Origin of the sequence: Paenibacillus paeoniae, assembly GCF_003388735.1 — a bacterium.
Lineage (GTDB): Bacteria > Bacillota > Bacilli > Paenibacillales > Paenibacillaceae > Pristimantibacillus > Pristimantibacillus paeoniae.
This window is the reverse complement of the sequence record NZ_QUBQ01000001.1, coordinates 1,613,604-1,628,371: the sequence shown is the minus strand read 5'-3', so window position 1 is coordinate 1,628,371 and position 14,768 is coordinate 1,613,604. Positions and strand designations below refer to the sequence as shown.

The window sequence follows — 14,768 nt, the reverse complement described above, 5'->3', positions numbered from 1 at the left end:
ATCATAATTACGATGCCTTACATCAAATGCACAAGAAATGCTAGGATTAAATTATTCTATCCTTCTACTCCTATTATCTTACAAGTATTTTCTTCCAATTCATAGATCATCTGCTGCTCATAGAAAAAGAACGGAAGAGCACCAGGCTCTTCCGTTCAACTACTCTTTATTCCTCAAAAGACAGATTCTCCGGCTCGTCCCGCAGCTCTCCGCTAATCTGCATATTCGTACTTGGCGTACGGGCATCAACTATCTCAAATGCAAAGTTATCCATCCTTACTTTTCCTTGACCCGTAAGCAACACGCCAAACGAAATCGTATCACTGTCCCCCGGCACATCCAGCACAATGGAATATAAATTCCACGGCAAGCTGCCTTGAATCGGCCGATTGCTCATGTTATCGAACTGAATCGTATCTCCCGTCGCGTTGTCGACTCTCATCCAAAGTCCCGCAAAATCGTTCACCTTCTCCGCCTGAATAAACGCGGACAGCTTAATGCGCTCACCTTTATATTTGTCGGACTTAAATTGCTGCATTATGGTCGCAAACTGGGTTTCCGACGTTGCGGATATGGATTTCAAATAACCGGATACCTTACCCATATGCACCGTTTCCCGGTCAACGCCCATCTCATAATGCGACGGATCGCTGCCACTTAAAATCCAGCCCTTCACTTTTCCATGCTCACTCATATCCCTATTCTCCTCTCGTTTTCCCATCGTCTGTTGAACGCTCCCCATCATCTTGCGGTAACGTCCGGGCGGCATGCCGTATTCCTTTTTGAACGCGCGGGTGAACGCTTCCTGCGATTCGAACCGACTGCGGAATGCGATTTGGATAATGTCTTCCCCTGTATACAGGAGTAAAGCGGATGCGCTAGCCAATCTGCGCGAGCGGATATAGTCCGTTACGCTCATGCCTACCTGCTCCTGAAAGATTCGGTGGAAGTGATACATCGAGAAGCCTGCGGCGGCCGCCGCGTCCTCGAGCTTCACCTCCTCCTCCAAATGCGCTTCGATATAACCTAAAGCTTGATAAATCATGGGATGGTATCTCACGTGATCACCTCTTGTGATAAAGAATAACATAAGCTCGTACAGCGATTTTTGATTTGGATTGCGATATTTCAGTTACGTAATGGTCAGCGAGCGGTTCCGAAAACAAAAAAGACTGCCGTTACTACCGGCAGCCCTGCTGTCATACTTAACTTTAAGGTTAGTCACACGTCACTAGTACCCAAAAAAGGCATCTTTTTTGATATTACCTTTTGGGATCCCATTCTTTTGCAAATAATCCGTTATAGACTCAACCATGGCCTTTGGACCCGCAACAAAGTATTTGCCGCTGTCCTTATATTGACTCGCAAATTGATCGATCTCCTGATTCAAGTCTTCCCGCGAACTCAAGTACGTGACTTGTATAGCAGTACGGCTGGAAATGGAATCAAGCTCTTCTTTGTACGGAAATGATTGCCCGCTATCCAGATAGAGCAAATGAATGGGCTGCCCGCTCTGACTGCCTTCCGACTCGATTTGCTTGACGATCGACCGGATCGGTGTAATGCCAATACCGCCTGCGATCAGAAGCGATGGACTGTTATCCTGCATCGAAAATGCCCCAACAGACCCGCTCATTTTAATCGTCATCCCTTGCTTTAATTCTAACATCGCTTTTTTGAACTCGCTTGGATGATCTCCTATACGCATAGTTAGACGAATGACATTCTCCGATGGTGCAGAAGCGATGCTGAACGGTTTGGTCGGATTCTTCACTTTCCTATGCGTAATGCTGAACAACCCATATTGTCCCGCTTGCCAGGTCAGATCGCTGTGTTTCTCGAAGATAAACGTGTATATATCCTCGGCTTCCTTGCTGCTTGATATGAATAACAGCTCTCTCTTCTTGAACATGGCGGCCATATCCTTAAAGAAACCCATTTCCTCAACTCCTTATACAATTAAGCGGTCATGGCTGCAAGTATCGTCCCGTAATCGACTGCTCTGCATGAATGATTCCCGAAGGCAGACCCTCGAACACGACTTGGCCGCCCTTGCTGCCTCCATCCGGTCCCATATCGATGATCCAATCCGCTTGGCTGATGACATCAAGATTATGCTCGATGACGATGACCGTATTGCCGGTGTCCACCAGACGGTTCATGATCCCCATCAACTGGCCGATATCGGACATATGCAGACCAGTCGTCGGCTCGTCCATTACGTAGATGCTGCCTTTCTTATGAAGCTCGCTTGCAAGCTTAATCCGCTGGCATTCCCCGCCTGAGAGTGTGCTAAGCGGCTGGCCAAGCGTCACATAGTTCAGCCCCACATCACTCAGCGCCTGGAGCTTGCGCACCACTTCCTTCAGCTCGAAGAAATCCAGTGCCTGCTCCACCGTCATCGCCAGCACTTCTGCGATAGATTTGCCATTCAACTTATATTCGAGCACTTCTTCCTTAAACCGTTTGCCTCCGCATACTTCGCATGGCAGCTTCACGCTTTCAAGGAACGCAAGATCGGTATAGACAACTCCCAGCCCTTGGCAGTTCTCGCAAGCCCCTTTGGAGTTAAAGCTGAACAACCCTTGGTTCACCTTGTTGGCGGAAGCAAAGGCCTTACGCACATCATCCATAATGCCCGTATAAGTCGCAGGATTGGAACGTGTGGACACGCCTATAGCCGATTGGTCGATAACGATTGCATCCGAATGCTGGCTAAGGAACACTTCGTTAATCAACGTACTTTTACCTGATCCGGCTACACCGGTAACGACAGTAAGCACTCCGGTAGGAATTTCTGCGCTCACATGATGCAGATTATGCAAAGTGGCATTTTGAATAGAAAGGTTGCCCGTTGGTTTCCTGCATTCTTGTTTCAACTCAAGAGGTCGCTTCATATGATCGCCTGTCAGCGTACCGGACGCCAGCAGACCTTCGAAGCTTCCTTCATACACAATCGTTCCGCCTCGGCTGCCGGCATGAGGTCCCACATCGACAATATGGTCCGCCACCTTGATCACATCGGGATCATGCTCGACGACAATGACGGTGTTGCCTTTATCTCGCAGCTTTTGAAGCAATTCATTCAATCGGTGTACGTCACGCGGATGCAGGCCAACGCTCGGCTCATCGAAGATATACGTCACATCCACCAGACTACCGCTTAGGTGCTTCACCATCTTGACGCGCTGCGACTCGCCGCCGGACAACGTATCCGTCTCGCGGTCCAGCGTCAAATAGTCCAGTCCAATATCCACCAGATGCTGTAGTCTTTCTGTAAGCGACTTAACCATCGGCGCAGCGACAGAATCGTCAATCTCCCGGATCACCCGGATAAGCTGTCCCACCTCCATGGAGGACATCTCCGCGATATTGCGTCCATGAATCTTGCAGCTAAGCGCAGCTTGGCTAAGCCTTGCGCCTCGGCAGCTGGAGCATGGACCTTCCGTCATGAACGGTGCAACCGCCTTCTGTGTGCGCTCGGACTTCGTCTTCACATCTTGCTTAATATATTTGTTGGTGAATTTCTCAATGACACCTTCTACTGTAATATTCGTTGCTTTTCCGGCAAAATCCATCTGTACTTTCCTCGCCTTGCCGTACAGCAGCTGCTCCAGATCCTCGTCCGAATAATCACTTAGCTTCTTGTCAGGATCGAAGGACCCTGACTGGACAAGAAGATTCCAATCCCAGCTGTCCACAGTATAGTCCGGAAGCATAATAGCTCCTTCACGCAACGACTTGGAGAGGTCCACTGCCTTGCTCATATCTACGCCCAGCTTGCGGCCGATTCCATTGCACTCGGGACACATGCCCTGCGGATCGTTAAACGAAAACATATGCGCTTGTCCCACATGGGGCTGACCCAATCGGGAGAAGAGAAGACGGAGAATAGGTGAGATGTCCGTAATAGTGCCCATCGTGGAATGGGAACCGCCGCCCAGCCGCTTCTGGTCCACAATAACGGCCATACTCAGGTTCTCAATTGCATCCGTATCGGGCTGAGGAACGCGAGGCAGGAAATTACGAACGAACATGCTGAAGTTCTCATTCAGCAATCGCGTAGATTCTGCGGCGATCGTATCGAAGACGATCGAGGATTTGCCAGACCCGGATACACCAGTGAAAATCGTAATCTTCCGCTTAGGTATGCGTAAGGATACATTTTTGAGATTGTTTTCTCTTGCACCCGAGATGACGATATACTGTTGATTCACTTCGCTCATGTTAACATCCTTTCATTTGCAAAAAAAATTTTCACCTTACCCCAATGGACAGATCGTTGTTGTTAAATAGAAGTGAACAAAACCGGCTGCAATCTTGAAGCAACCGGCTTATGTTCATCGAAATCCGAATGATGTTATTGTGCCAACAGCTTTTCAAGCTCGCCGCACCATGCGCTCCAACCATGCTTGGCACCTGCAAGTCCATGAGGGTTGGAGAATCCGGTTTGCTCCAGATGAAGATTCACTTTTCCGTTCTCCAGCTCCTGCAGTGTCCACACAACCGTATGCTTCTCTTCACCAACAGCCCAAGTATAAGACAAACGGCTTGGCGGATCTACGACAAGTACTTCGCCATCAATGACGCCATCCCAATATTCGTTTGGCTCCGCGCGGAATTGGAACTGATGTCCCACGATGGGCTTAAAGTCGTTTTTCAATACCCACTTGGCCAGTTTCTCGGAATCGGTTATTGCAGACCAAAGCTTATCAATCGTAGTTTTATACTGAAAATCCAGGGTTAATGCCAAACTCATAAATCTTCCTCCTCTAATAGTTGGTTCAATCGCAACATATTCGCACTCCAGAATTTGCTGTAGAAAGCTACCCAATCTTGAACTTCCCTGAGCGGTGATGCATTTAATTTGTATCGCGTTTCCCTTCCGACTTTTCGGTCATTCACAAGCCCTGCCTCCTTAAGAATGGTCAAATGCTTGGATACCGCTGTTCGGCCCATTGGAAATTGCGATGTCAACTCATGAAGCGGCTGCTCTTCTCCCAAAGCTAACAAATGAATCAATTGGCGTCTGGTTGGATCTGCAATCGCGTCAAACACATCCCGCATTTGGTTGATCTCGCTCACAACACCCTCACCTAATTTTCATTAATTGGACACCATTTGGTGACGAATTGATTATAGGACACTATTTGGTGTCCTGTCAACAGACTTTATAGTTTATCCTTGTTTTGGAATAAGTAACAATAGGTATTTCCCAACATAAAGCGAACAAAATGAAACCTTGCCTACAGCCCAAGGGTCTATCATTTAATCGAACCGGGCATCTGCTCTCAAGCAACGGATGCCCGCTAATAGCGTTATACCTCTATGGCATTCGACATGATTAATTCAAAAAAATGGTCAAGATGATTGGCTACTTTTTCAACCTCTTCAAATTCAGGCTCACATCCGCGTACAATAGCCCCTTTATCATAGGTTAAATCAATCGCATAGTAGCAATATCCGCCATTAACCGACATGACAATCGGTAAGTAATGATCCCACCAAGCGGTTATTTCTGATTGCCAATTTTGATCATCTGATGCTGCTGCCAAGCTAGTCCATTCAAATTCATTCCATTTAAACTCCGTATCCGAGCGATTATTGAACTCATCCTCACAGATAAACCAAGTCATCTCATTTGGCGAAACGCATTTTCCCACCACTCTTAAAAAATCTAAATATTCATTAGGTATTTCTTTATATCTAGCGGTAATGCTGCTGTCCAAATGTAATTGAAACTCAGATTTTTTGATTAAATCCCAACCGTTTTCATCAGCCCAATTTATAAATTCATCCATTTTCCCAGCCATCTTCCGCCTCCTATTTATTTCCTAAAACTTCCTTATGTGCCCAATCTATATAGTCATTATAGTACGACCTTTCGATTATTTATAGAAAAAAGGAAGCCCAAGGCTCCCTTTTCTCCTTCTATTAAGTTGAAGTACCTGCATGCTCCTCGGCAAATACTTTGCGATTCCACCAGCCGACACCTGCGGCCAGCACACTGATCGCTGCAGCAATCAGGTATAAATTCACGATGCCAAGCAGCTCCGCAATGAAGCTCATCGCGAACAAGGATATGCCGAATAACAAATTCAACAACGTGCCTTGTGCCGAAAATACTTTGGGCAGCTGATCCTTCGTACAGCTCCGCTGAATAAGCGTCCTGCGCGTAACAGCCGACAGCTCCGTGAACGGACCTGTCACCAATACGATCAGCAGTGTCAGCGGCGCAAATGTATTTAACGCAAACACTGCTGTACACAGCGCATATCCCAGCAAGCCAAGCAGCATGAACATGAACAGCCGCTTCTCAAGCCGATTGACGAGAGCAATGACCAGGAATCCGCCGATTACCGTCCCGGCAAAATAACTGGCGTTGATATACCCCCACCAATCTTCATTTTTAAGCAGCACTTCTTTTACAAATACGAGCATAAAGGCGCCGACCCATACCGTGCTCCCCAAAGCATCTGTCATATCCATAAAGGTCATAGACCTTAGTCTCCTAGACTGCCATAATACAATCCAGCCTTCTTTCAACGTATCCCATCGGGATGGAGCACTGACTTGATCCGAATGCTCTGACGAAGCTGAAGCTCGACCTGTTCGTACATCCCATATACTCCGTCGTTTCGATTCGGTAGGGTCCTCAATGAACAATGTAACCGCCATAGCTACGCCATATCCGGCAGCTACTACCATCAGGACCGGATACGAGCCAAACGCAGCTACAAGAATACCGCTGACCGCCCATCCCGCGAACTGTATGATCTGATCCGTCGTGGCAACCATCGCATTGGCCTTCAATAATACGTCATCATGAACCAGCCGGGGAATCAATGCGTTGCGGGCAGGTGAAGTCCAGCCGTCCAGAAACGAAATCAATAAGATGAGCATATAAATAGGCAACAAGGATTGTCCATTCATAAGCGGCGATAAATACAAAGCCATAACCCCAAATAACAGAAATTGACCTGATTGAGCGATGGTAAGCAAGAAAGGAAGCCTATATCGAACTAGCATCAGCGGAGCCGCTAATCCGCTCAAAAATTGGGCAATAACCCGGAAGAACGGCACCAATGTTGCAAAAATAATCGAACCCGTCTTATCCAGCACAAGCGTGGTGAGCGCAACTAAATAAAGAACGTCTACTGTATTAGACAAGGACTGCGAGCCCCATAAATAATAAAATGACCGTTTAAACATCCCTTTTTATCTCCCATTTTTGTTTGTTGTATGAATTGGGTGAGTTAAAAAGCGATTCATCAGATGGGACTCATTCGTATGGCTCCTCCCCTATATTTCCATGCAAAAAAGCTGGTAGACTCTATTATAGTATATTTTTAATAATTTTAAAGTAAAATATATAAAAAGTAGAATGCCGAGAACATCTACATTTAACAAAACCTCTCTTGAGAAGCAAACCGGCATGGTCAGCGTCTTATGAGAGGTTGTAAACCGTTTATCTATCTACTATATTTCTCTATAGGGTCTTGTTCCTGTTTGGCACTGTTATACAAGTCCAGATGTTGATTTGAACGGTTTTTGACTGTAAGTGCAGCTCCCCATCCCCAGAAAACCAACACAAGCAAACCCATTAGAGTAAATGCGAAATTAAATTGTTCCAAATAAAAGCCCGTTATAATGCCGCCAACGGTTAGCGGCAATAGGATTAAACCAGCTTTTTTCAGCCTGTTTTTCAATCGGGTCCCCTCCTGTGCTTTATGCTTGCATAAATGAACGATCTACAAATATTTTAACATACCCATCGCTATGTAAAAAGTTCCAAAGCCCACCATTCATTCGGTGCGCCTAATGAACGCAATTCATTCCATTCAGCTAGCCTTCTTCTTATTCCCTCTAGCCGGTGTCGATACCATTCCCCTTCTAGCTGCAACTCTTTTCCCGCTTGTAACGTCTTGATGTCATTATATCTATATTTAGGTAAATTTTCTCTAGTATGAGAGGATGATTGTCCATGAATAAGAGTTCGCATGCTGCTTATTGGAAGTCTCTTGCCAAGTTGTTAATTACCTTATCGCTCATAATCAGCGTTGTTGCAGATGTAACCTCAACACCTGTCAAAGCGGCCGATGATGCAGCAACTAGGAAGCTTGCGGATAGCGCACAAGCCATTAAGCGCGCCAAAGAATTAAAGCTGCTGCCGGAAGGAGCAACTACTACCATCACTCATATGGAGTCGAACCTATCGTTTTTTGAGATTAAGTATAAACTAAACAATCAAATGGGCGAGATCCTGCTTAACAGTAAGACAGGCGAGGTTATTATGTTTGACGAGAAAAATTTTGATTTTCTCGATGAAACCAACGGGAAGGAAGTTACGAAGGAAGAAGCTGTATTCATAGCAGCGGCTTTCATCAAGGAAACCCCTTGGAAGCTGGCTGATACTTGGATCTACAACCCCTATCCAATCTCAGAATATGAAAAGGAGAGATACGGCGACCCCATTCAGTTCAATCGAGCACACAACGGTATACGATTTGAAGGAAATTATTTCAAGCTACATGTTAATCCTCAAACTGGAAACGTACAAAGTTACCATGTTTATTGGGGCAATGAAACCTTTGACGACGCTCATCCCATCATGTCCTACCAAGCTGCAGCCAAAAACATATACAAAGAAGTAACGCCCTATTGGCACTGGAATGAGAATGTAGGGCCAAAGGTTCTGACCTATTCCCTTCTTCCTTATTACGTATTCAATCAGGCCGGCCAACTCCCAGAGTCTCTTAATAATCAAGCGCCCGCTTTCCCAGACAAACTAAAGCCGCAATACCCGCTTGAACTGGCAAAGCTTCGTTTGTTATCCAATTATGAATTAGAACTGACTTACATCAATGACGGAAGTAGAAATTCTATAAAACCCTATTATAAACTGCGCATCAAGCCCGGTGTTCCACTCTTCTATAACGGAGCTCCACCATCCATTCAAGCGAACACAGGAGACTGGCTCGACTTTATAAACAATCCCGTCACCAAACCATTACCGCCTGCCAGCGAATGGCTCATCGATACGGCTGTCTCTCCGCAAGGCATCCAATACAAGGCAGCCGTCGTATGGAACAATGAGCTGATGAAGCTGGAGAATGAACCTCTGGTTCATCAAGGCTCCACCCTGCTTCCATTCCGGGAGCTGCTGGAAAAGCTCGGTGCCAAAGTAGGGTGGGATTCCAGAACTCGTGTTGTAACGGCTAGCAAGCAAGGCACGACGATCGAAATTCCGATTTACCATGATACCATCTATATTAATGGCAAAGCTCAAAATTCCGTTCCAGCGATAATAAGCAATGGCCGAACATATATCCCTGCGCGGGTAGTGCTCGAAACATTTGGCGCGAAGGTAGGCTGGAACGCCGAATCACGGCTTGTCCTTGTTACGACGAAGGATGACGTTCCTAATCTTACTGCGCTTGAGCTCAAGCAATTGCGCTTCCAAGCCCATATCAACTGGCTAGAAGGATCAAATCGAAAATAAAAAAAGAGAAGCCGGGACATGTTTCCCGGCTTCTGCTCGATTATGCCTTATCCTTACAACAGATCTTGTACAAATTTCGGAAGTACAAAAGAAGCATGGTGTATGTCAGCAGTATAGTAACTGGAGTCAACATCAGTAATCGTATCTTTGCTTACGGCAATAGGATCATGTCTCTTCGATCCAAGAGTGAACGTCCACATCCCGCTCGGATACGTAGGAATGTTACATGTGTAGAGTCGAGTAACACTAAAGTACTCCCTCGTATCTTTAATCGCATTTCTGATTAAATCTGCTTTGAACCAGGGATTATCCGTTTGCGCAACAAAAATTCCATCTTCCTTTAATGCTTTGAAGATCCCCGCATAAAAACCTTTCGTAAACAAATTAGCAGCTGGACCTACCGGTTCTGTGGAATCAATCAATATAATGTCATATTCATTCTCGCTATTCAGAATATGCATGAACCCATCACCAATAATTAGCTCTGCACGATCATCGTCATAAGCAGATGCGATTTCAGGCAAAAACATTTTGGAGTATTCCACAACTTTGGCATCGATCTCGACCTGTACTACCTTTTCTACACTTGGATGCTTAAGCACTTGCTTTACCGTTCCGCCATCTCCTCCGCCTACGACAAGCACTTTTTTAGGATGAGGATGGGTAAACAGGGGCACATGAGCAATCATTTCATGATAAACAAATTCGTCCCTCTCCGACGTCATGACCATTCCATCCAGTAGCAGCATATTGCCGAATTCCTCTGTCTCAATCATATCGAGCTGTTGGAATGGGGTTGTTTCCGTATGGAGTACATTCTTGACTTTAGCTGTTATACCGAATGCCTTTGTTTGCTTTTCCGTGAACCATAAATTCATTTGCGATCATCCCTTCAAAAAAGATACAAATCTAAAGTAAGCCCTTGTGTTACACAAAGGTCAATGCTTTTGATTGGCAACAGGAATTTGAATCTCAAATGTAATTTCACTAGGCACATCTGTGACTGAAATGTCCGTATGTGCGATTTGAAGGGCGGGACCAACCGCCATATACTGATGACTGTCCATGTAATTCAATAGGTTTGTTAAACATTCCGCTCGGTCCCATAGCTCGCCAGCATATCGACTGCAAACAAATTCCCCGCCACTTATCGTCACATATTCACAGTCGCTATAGGGCTCCGTCATCCCCCTTGCTGTTACAAACAAAACGGAAGGCGCCTGAACATTTCTTTGAGTAAGATGTTCTTGATCAATGAGCACGCCAAGTCGATTCGTTCCCACAATTGGAGCAATCTCTTGCAGTGTATTTTCCAATTCAATAACGCCATAACAAAGCTCCAAAAAGGTATGAATCGCTCCGCTTTTTGTAATTAGTTTTCTTTCGGGTATTCGCTTATGTTCAATCTCATTCAAAGGATTGGATCGTGAGATTACCCTCATAAATTCGATCTTCTCTCTAACGTTCACTTCCAATTGTTGAAGTTCGCTCAATTTCTCCAGCAGTTCCTCATGCTTTCTTTCAAGAATGGACAGTGACTTTCTCAAGTTTCTTTCTTCCAGGTAATCATGAATGTCTTCAATGCTCATGCCAATTTCTCTTAATTCCTTTATGGTTCCCAGTACTTCGTACTGATAGATAGAGTAATAGCGATAACCCGAAGAACGATCCACATATTCTGGCTTAAATAAGCCTACTCTGTCATAGTGTCGAAGCGTCTCTGAGGTTAGATTACGCAATTTGGCCATTTCACTAATTTTCAATCGTTCTTTCATTTGAAATCCTCCAAACCTTAATCAGCTTTCCTCATGGTGCAATAAGAATAGCTATTATCATACGGTTTTCATATCAAAATGGCAAAGATAAAAGCCCGGTACTTGACCGGGCTCGTAGGATTAGAGCGATACGATTTGCTTCTTATATACGCAACCCATTGCTCATGCAGTTCTGGCTCCGTACCGCTCTTGAGCAATTTTAAGATAACACATCCGCAACTATAGGATTTATTTTCAACAAACAGTAAAAAATTGGGATAAACTTTGCGAAGCAAATAAGTGCTTTGAACGGCATTTCCTGACATAGAATTTAATTGCGTCATACACAAACCAAGGAGGTATTGTTATGTTTTTGAAAAAAATGAGCATTAGAGCTTCTGTTGCCGCTGTACTTACATTCCTATTATTGCTAAGCTTTGCGGTGACCGTCTTTGCGGATATTTTATCACCCGTTACTAATCTTCGGTTTACAGCCGCATCACGCTATGAACGCACACTTCAATGGAGCTATCCGCCTAATATCACTCCCCGTCATCAAGTCGTTGTAAGAAGCATTCAGCAAAATGTCAGTGGAACTATTGTCATCAAAGACACAACATTGGTTTTCGGGACTATTTCCTATACCGATACAGATTATGTAAGCGGGAATTACATCACTTATGTTGTATTCATGAGAGATTCAAATGGCAGCAATATGTCCAGTGCCAGCACTATCACATATGCCCCTTGATGAAATTTAATAAATAGGAAGTTGCTCGCTTCATAGTAGTTTACAATGTAAAAGAATAGCCTTACGCACAAAACTCCTGTTGGGTGATCAACAGGAGTTTTGAATCTAGTCGGATATTAGGAGCCCTCTAGATCAGCAAGTCTTCTCCTTATTTCCTTCATTAATAAGCTCTTCTCATCCTCGCTGATACCGTCTGCCGATAACTTGCGAGCCGCGATTACGACAAGCCATGGCTCAATATCGTGATATCCAATTCCAGAAAGTCTCTCGTATTCAGCTATGAACGCTTGAATGGTTGCTTCGCGCATTGTATCCAGAACCTTATTCAATTCCTTGGGCAAATAAGATGGAAGAATGGCAAATTGAATCATAAGAATATACTCGGCCAAATCCGCTTCCGGGTTGCCGATGGAGGCGTTATTCCAGTCAATGAGAACGGGCTCCAGAAGCTCTCGCAACAGAATGTTCCCCGGATTGGGATCGCCATGACAAAGCTGCTGTTTTCTCGGCAATTGCTCCATATGATGAATGATGACCGTTTGTTCAGCCTCCGTCAGATAAGATGTTCGACGAATGTCATACGTAATATTTTCTCGTTGACTCGGCATATTCGAAACCGAATGCTGATGAACTTGAAACAGTAGATTTGCTGTCACTTGTGCCCCAAGATGATCATCGAACTCACTTGTTGGTTGATCAAATCCAGACTGAAGGGCAGTCGTACCCCGACCAACAAAACGCTTAATTAGTGATTCCCCTTCAATATGTTCGAATACAATTCCAGGGCGCCCATCCAACTCTACAAGGTCAAATGTGTCGGGAACCGGCAGACCGCACTCTTTTGCAATCCGGCTGTGACGCCATTCTGCTTGTATGGCTGTTTCATTAGTATTCGGTTTAGCCAGCTTAACGATCTTGCCCTCTCCCCACTCAAAAACTTCTGCACAGCCGCCTTCTGCAATTTTCCCACCAAGTTTAACACTCATTGATTTCCCTCCTTATTTCCGACTTCATAAGTAAGTCCTTCTTTTTGCAAAAGCATTTCGTACATTTCGCGAATCATGCCTGTCGCCTCATCCATATCGAGCTCCAAAGTGCGGGAATTAAGCAGCGTGCCGATACCAATCAAATAAATGGTCAGCTTTAGAAAAATGCGCTTCATTTGCTCGTCAGAAACATAATTTAACCGCTTGCTGTATCGCAAATAACGACTCATTAGCTCTTCGCCAAGAAACTCATCGGTATGCGGATTGTAAGTTTTATAACCGGTTAGATATAACGTTCGGAACAGAAATTTCTCTTCCTGGGCAAAATGGAGAAAACCAATTGTAACGTTTAATGCCGGAGAGTTATCGCTATCCTGATACGCAAGCATACAATCACGTGCATATTGGGCAGCTTTATCATAAATCCGTTCCTTCAGCTCATCGATACTGTTAAATAGGCTATAGATCGGCTGCGTAGAACATCCGATTGTCTCTGCAATGTTTCGTGCAGACAACGCTTCGAACCCCTGCTTTCTCACAAGCTCAAAAGCTGCGGACAACACTTTTTCTTTCGTAACCTCAGATCTTGGCGGCATAAAACCCCTCCCGAACTATAATAACACATGTTATATAACGTATGTTATTATTAATGTAACAATCTGTCAACTCTTTCATTCCAATCAGCAGCCGTTATCAACGATACTAAAAAGGCAGTCTATCATTAAGCATCGGCTGCCTCCTTGTCTGATTAAACTTATAGCTGCTCACGTACAGCAATATCCCAAGCCTTTTTAAAAGCATAAATGGAAGGATACCTTTGCTCTCGCTCCATGCTAACAGCCTGTAAAGCGACTTCATAGAGAGATTTAGTTCCTTCCCATTTCGAGAACGAACGATCCCTTTCGCCACCGAGCAATCCGAATGCAATAGCTCCCATCGTAAACACATTCGTTCTTGCATCAATCGGTGCACCAAATATAACTCCTCTGGAGCTTTCGATCGTTTTGATCCCCAGTAGTTCGCACCCGTGTCATTTGTGGCAGGTGCTAGCCTATAAAAGTCAATGTCACAAATCTTGGTCACATCCATAGAAAAGTCATAAAGAATACTGCCGTCATAAAAATCAACGGCTACGTAACCCTTTGACTCCACCTCAATATGAAATTCAAATATAGCATCAAGTGACTTTAACCTTTTCTCAATGGACAACTGTTTAAACTTGAAGAAAGGTGACTCTGGATGAGAATATTTAGATTCACCTGCAAACAACCAATGTGAGTGCAAGCACTTTCCATCAAACCATTCAAATATGGCGGCATAGCCCTCATCCAGTTCAAAATGATCAACCAGCTTAATCAAATTTGGATGTTCTAAGGTCGTGTATAGCGGCATGGCAGCTGATAATCTAGCTATTGCATCTTTTGGGTTTCCTGAGAAATCCATAGGTCTGCAACCTGCGTATTTAACAAATCGCTTCACACCATGCTTTTCGACTCCGAAGCTGATGTTGCCAGAATCCTGTTGATCAAATACACAAAATACGGTCCCAAGGGATTGAAGCCAGGAAAAATCGTACTGCTCTTGAAGCTCAAAAGTAACATGATCCATCTTATACGTTACCGAACGTTGATTCATACAATTGTCCCCTCCATATCAGGGGATTTACCCAGTGTACAGGGCTATTTATACACTATCCCCTTTTCTAGATTTACCCTACTGTCAATTAATTGTCTTCTCATAAAACATCACTCCTCCCAGTCAATACTCCATAATTA

At 44.7% G+C, this 14,768-nt stretch carries 14 protein-coding genes and 1 pseudogene; 2 read left to right on the top strand and 13 right to left on the bottom strand.

The genetic code is table 11. The features are described 5' to 3' along the window. Positions 1–166: 166 nt before the first annotated feature. The 8 genes from DX130_RS07305 to DX130_RS07270 form a co-directional block, all read right to left on the bottom strand. Positions 167–1,060 (bottom strand): helix-turn-helix domain-containing protein, encoded by an 894-nt coding sequence (locus DX130_RS07305; RefSeq protein WP_420818505.1) that lies wholly within the window; start codon positions 1,058–1,060, stop codon positions 167–169. Positions 1,061–1,231: 171 nt separating this feature from the next. Next, the gene (locus DX130_RS07300; RefSeq protein ID WP_116044000.1) at positions 1,232–1,939 is read right to left on the bottom strand and encodes an FAD-dependent oxidoreductase; all 708 of its coding nucleotides are present in this window, start codon (positions 1,937–1,939) and stop codon (positions 1,232–1,234) included. A gap of 28 nt (positions 1,940–1,967) precedes the next feature. Beyond that, a complete protein-coding gene (locus DX130_RS07295) occupies positions 1,968–4,226 on the bottom strand; it encodes an ATP-binding cassette domain-containing protein (RefSeq protein WP_116043998.1) in 2,259 nt (752 codons plus the stop codon). Positions 4,227–4,360: 134 nt separating this feature from the next. Then, complete coding sequence (locus DX130_RS07290; protein WP_116043997.1) at positions 4,361–4,759, bottom strand: SRPBCC family protein; 399 nt, start codon at positions 4,757–4,759, stop codon at positions 4,361–4,363. Next, the gene (locus DX130_RS07285) at positions 4,756–5,085 is read right to left on the bottom strand and encodes an ArsR/SmtB family transcription factor (protein WP_116043995.1); all 330 of its coding nucleotides are present in this window, start codon (positions 5,083–5,085) and stop codon (positions 4,756–4,758) included. Before DX130_RS07285 ends, DX130_RS07290 begins: the two co-directional genes overlap by 4 nt. A gap of 233 nt (positions 5,086–5,318) precedes the next feature. Beyond that, positions 5,319–5,813, bottom strand: coding sequence for an SMI1/KNR4 family protein (locus DX130_RS07280; protein WP_116043994.1), 495 nt, complete (start codon positions 5,811–5,813; stop codon positions 5,319–5,321). 121 nt (positions 5,814–5,934) lie between these two features. Then, positions 5,935–7,212, bottom strand: coding sequence for an MFS transporter (locus DX130_RS07275; protein WP_116043992.1), 1,278 nt, complete (start codon positions 7,210–7,212; stop codon positions 5,935–5,937). 260 nt (positions 7,213–7,472) lie between these two features. Continuing rightward, entirely contained in the window at positions 7,473–7,709 is a 237-nt protein-coding gene (locus DX130_RS07270) for a hypothetical protein (RefSeq protein WP_116043990.1), read from the bottom strand. Between the two features lie 275 nt (positions 7,710–7,984). Between DX130_RS07270 and DX130_RS07265 the strand changes: the two genes are divergently transcribed. After that, the gene (locus DX130_RS07265) at positions 7,985–9,502 is read left to right on the top strand and encodes a copper amine oxidase N-terminal domain-containing protein (RefSeq protein ID WP_116043988.1); all 1,518 of its coding nucleotides are present in this window, start codon (positions 7,985–7,987) and stop codon (positions 9,500–9,502) included. Positions 9,503–9,555: 53 nt separating this feature from the next. Here DX130_RS07265 and speE read toward each other — a convergent pair whose 3' ends face one another. Continuing rightward, on the bottom strand, positions 9,556–10,380 hold the full coding sequence (speE, locus tag DX130_RS07260; RefSeq protein WP_116043987.1) for a polyamine aminopropyltransferase: 825 nt from the start codon (positions 10,378–10,380) through the stop codon (positions 9,556–9,558). Between the two features lie 60 nt (positions 10,381–10,440). Beyond that, positions 10,441–11,277 (bottom strand): MerR family transcriptional regulator, encoded by an 837-nt coding sequence (locus tag DX130_RS07255; RefSeq protein ID WP_116043985.1) that lies wholly within the window; start codon positions 11,275–11,277, stop codon positions 10,441–10,443. A gap of 346 nt (positions 11,278–11,623) precedes the next feature. On the opposite strand from DX130_RS07255, the gene DX130_RS07250 reads away from it, so the two are divergent. Beyond that, on the top strand, positions 11,624–12,007 hold the full coding sequence (locus DX130_RS07250; protein ID WP_116043984.1) for a hypothetical protein: 384 nt from the start codon (positions 11,624–11,626) through the stop codon (positions 12,005–12,007). Between the two features lie 116 nt (positions 12,008–12,123). Here the strand turns inward: DX130_RS07250 and DX130_RS07245 are convergent, their stop codons facing one another. The 3 genes and pseudogenes from DX130_RS07245 to DX130_RS07235 form a co-directional block, all read right to left on the bottom strand. Beyond that, positions 12,124–12,993: a phosphotransferase family protein gene (locus DX130_RS07245; protein ID WP_116043982.1), complete on the bottom strand. Its 870-nt coding sequence runs from the start codon at positions 12,991–12,993 to the stop codon at positions 12,124–12,126. After that, positions 12,990–13,589 carry a TetR/AcrR family transcriptional regulator gene (locus tag DX130_RS07240; protein WP_116043980.1) on the bottom strand — a complete coding sequence of 200 codons (600 nt, stop codon included), beginning with the start codon at positions 13,587–13,589 and terminating at the stop codon, positions 12,990–12,992. Before DX130_RS07240 ends, DX130_RS07245 begins: the two co-directional genes overlap by 4 nt. Positions 13,590–13,747: 158 nt before the next feature. After that, positions 13,748–14,628, bottom strand: a pseudogene (locus DX130_RS07235) (serine/threonine protein kinase). Between the last annotated feature and the right edge of the window lie 140 nt (positions 14,629–14,768).

What these genes read in the sequence shown, in the direction of transcription:
- DX130_RS07295 (WP_116043998.1), bottom strand. Translation starts at nt 4,226, where the DNA reads ATGAGCGAAGTGAATCAACAGTATATCGTCATCTCGGGTGCAAGAGAA.
- DX130_RS07240 (WP_116043980.1), bottom strand. Translation starts at nt 13,589, where the DNA reads ATGCCGCCAAGATCTGAGGTTACGAAAGAAAAAGTGTTGTCCGCAGCT.
- speE (WP_116043987.1), bottom strand. Translation starts at nt 10,380, where the DNA reads ATGAATTTATGGTTCACGGAAAAGCAAACAAAGGCATTCGGTATAACA.
- DX130_RS07250 (WP_116043984.1), top strand. Translation starts at nt 11,624, where the DNA reads ATGTTTTTGAAAAAAATGAGCATTAGAGCTTCTGTTGCCGCTGTACTT.
- DX130_RS07300 (WP_116044000.1), bottom strand. Translation starts at nt 1,939, where the DNA reads ATGGGTTTCTTTAAGGATATGGCCGCCATGTTCAAGAAGAGAGAGCTG.
- DX130_RS07265 (WP_116043988.1), top strand. Translation starts at nt 7,985, where the DNA reads ATGAATAAGAGTTCGCATGCTGCTTATTGGAAGTCTCTTGCCAAGTTG.
- DX130_RS07290 (WP_116043997.1), bottom strand. Translation starts at nt 4,759, where the DNA reads ATGAGTTTGGCATTAACCCTGGATTTTCAGTATAAAACTACGATTGAT.
- DX130_RS07245 (WP_116043982.1), bottom strand. Translation starts at nt 12,993, where the DNA reads ATGAGTGTTAAACTTGGTGGGAAAATTGCAGAAGGCGGCTGTGCAGAA.
- DX130_RS07255 (WP_116043985.1), bottom strand. Translation starts at nt 11,277, where the DNA reads ATGAAAGAACGATTGAAAATTAGTGAAATGGCCAAATTGCGTAATCTA.
- DX130_RS07280 (WP_116043994.1), bottom strand. Translation starts at nt 5,813, where the DNA reads ATGGCTGGGAAAATGGATGAATTTATAAATTGGGCTGATGAAAACGGT.
- DX130_RS07275 (WP_116043992.1), bottom strand. Translation starts at nt 7,212, where the DNA reads ATGTTTAAACGGTCATTTTATTATTTATGGGGCTCGCAGTCCTTGTCT.